Origin of the sequence: Thermogladius sp., from assembly GCF_049970955.1 — an archaeon.
In the GTDB taxonomy this organism is placed as follows: Archaea; Thermoproteota; Thermoprotei_A; order Sulfolobales; family Desulfurococcaceae; genus Thermogladius.
This window is the reverse complement of record NZ_JBMFLY010000107.1, coordinates 1-2359: the sequence shown is the minus strand read 5'-3', so window position 1 is coordinate 2359 and position 2359 is coordinate 1. Positions and strand designations below refer to the sequence as shown.

At 57.5% G+C, this 2359-nt stretch carries 3 protein-coding genes; all 3 read left to right on the top strand.

Features of this window, described 5'->3' with window-relative positions; genetic code table 11:
- The coding region (locus tag ACP5VX_RS07085) for a NosD domain-containing protein (RefSeq protein ID WP_428725177.1) at positions 1–933 on the top strand (933 nt) is incomplete at its 5' end.
- 20 nt (positions 934–953) lie between these two features.
- Positions 954–1523 (top strand): HD domain-containing protein, encoded by a 570-nt coding sequence (locus ACP5VX_RS07080; protein WP_428725176.1) that lies wholly within the window; start codon positions 954–956, stop codon positions 1521–1523.
- Between the two features lie 13 nt (positions 1524–1536).
- Positions 1537–2259, top strand: coding sequence for a ribose-5-phosphate isomerase RpiA (rpiA, locus tag ACP5VX_RS07075; RefSeq protein WP_428725175.1), 723 nt, complete (start codon positions 1537–1539; stop codon positions 2257–2259).
- Positions 2260–2359 lie beyond the last annotated feature (100 nt).

Sequence of the window (2359 nt, the reverse complement as noted above, 5' to 3'; positions counted from 1 at the left end):
GTTGCGGTGAGGAGTCTAACCGGGGTCGAGATCGTTAACTCGAGCGTGACTATCTACAAGTCTATAGTCGAGTCGAACATGGAAGGGGTTGTCGTCTTAGCCTCCCCTAATTTCACCATGCACGGCACCATAGTAGCTTATAACACCGTGGGGTTGAGGGCCTACAACACCTCGGGCGGGTTGGTTTACGGGAACGCCTTTATCAACAACGTACAGCAAGTGGCGTTAGAGAACAGCGTTCTCCAGTGGAATAGCACCTACTACGGGAACTACTGGTCGGACTACAAGGGGGTAGACGCCGATGGAGACGGTGTAGGCGACCAGCCCTATACGATCGACGAGTATAACGTGGACTGGAAGCCTCTCGTGCGATACCCGCCGTTAATCGGAGGGCAGGTCAACACGAGCACGACCACAACCACCACTACACCACCTGTTACCGAGACAACAACAACGGCGACCACGACAACGGCGCCTACCACGACGAGCACAACGGTCCCCACCGAGAGCGCTCACACTACGACGGCTACAACGACCACGGGTACCACTACAACTATATTCTCCACAACCACTACCGCACCGCCGTTCTCGTCTACCCCGGTTCATACAACGGTAACTACTGCACTGCCAACACCTCCTTGGTCGTCAACCACCAGCGGGGGTGAGAGAACAAGCACGAGCAGTCTACAGAGCACGACCACCTTTACGACAACGCAACCAAGATACACGACGTACAACACTTCTACCACTCTTCAGAGTTCGCCGTGGACCCAGCAGAGTACTCCGCAGACTACTGCCCCTGCAACGAGCCCTGAGAACCCGGGTGCTACGACCCTCCAACCTAGCCAAGTAGCTGCCTACCTGGCCTTGGGCCTAGCCTTACTAGTCGTTGTTTTAATAGCGAGAAGTGTTACTAGAGTTCGGAGGAGGTAAGTAGTCCGTCGGGTGGTCGGTTGTCTAGTAGAGACGAGTTGGACAGGCTACTGGCCTTGTACAACATCCCCAGGGCTGGGTGGCTGATCAGAGGGGTGCCGGCCGCCTTCGCCGAGGATGTGGCTTCTCACTCGTACCTCGTAGCCGTCCTAGCTCTGAGAATCGCTCGCGAGGCTAGAGGATGCGGCGGGAACGTCGACGAGGGTAAGGCCCTGACCATGGCCTTAATACACGACCTGCCCGAGGCGCTCACCGGTGACATACCGAGGCCCGTGAAAGAGAGACTAGGCGACGTGGTGGGGAGACTAGAGGAGGAGGCTCTGGGCAAGCTGGGCTTCGCGCACTTCAAAGACCTGTACGCGGAGGTGGAGTCGGCTACTAGTGTAGAAGCCCTTCTCGTTAAGATAGCAGACGACCTGGCCACCTACCTGAGAGCCGTGTACTACCTAAACAGCGGGTTCGAGGGGGTTAGGGACATAGCCGAGAACACGCGGTCTAACGTGATGAGCTTAATACAGAGGCTCCCCGGGGGCTTGAGGGAGTGCGTACAGAGATACGTCTCAACCCTGCTGGAATACAAAGCTAGGTGAGAGGGCGATCTGCGTGGAGACCGAGCTCGCGAAGAGGAACGCCGCGAATAGGGCGGTCGACATCGTCCTGGAGGGAGGGTACAGGCTGGTCGGTGTTGGTACGGGGAGCACGGTCGAAAAGTTCGTCGAGGAGCTCTCGAAGAGGCTTGAGGCGAGGGAGAGCGTCCTTTTCGTGCCGTCCTCTATTAGTACAGCGCTTTTGTTGAGGCAGGAGGGGTTCAGAGTTCTGGATGCCTCGACTGTCGACTTCGTGGAGGTATACGTCGACGGGGCCGACGAGGTCTCGGAAGACGGCTCGATGATCAAGGGCGGAGGCGCGGCTATGACTCTCGAAAAAATACTGGCCTACAGTTCGCTGTTCAACGTCTTCATAGTGGACTACACGAAGAGGGTCAAGAGGCTCGGCGAGAGACACCCCTTACCAGTCGAGGTCGTCCCGCAGGCCCTCAACGTCGTGCTGCGCAAGCTCAAGTCGATGGGTCTCGAGGCGAGCGTCCGCGTATCAGGGAGAGGCAAGTACGGCCCCGTGGTCTCGGACCTAGGGGGAGTCATTGTCGATGTGAGAGTGCCCGAGAACGCGGACTTGGGTGAGCTCTCCGAGACTATAGAGTCGATACCAGGGGTGGTGTCGACCGGGTTCTTCAAGGGGTTTACCGACCTGCTAATAGTGGGGTACAGTGACAGGGTCGAGGAGTTGAGGTTTACAAGGAAAAAAGGCGTTCACCTAGCTGAGTAGACACCCACAACGTCCCTCTCGAGCGCGTAGACCAGCGGCGGGTACGTCGTAGACCCTACTGTCAGCCTGTTAAACCTGTACATCAGGCTTGCCCCGAGCT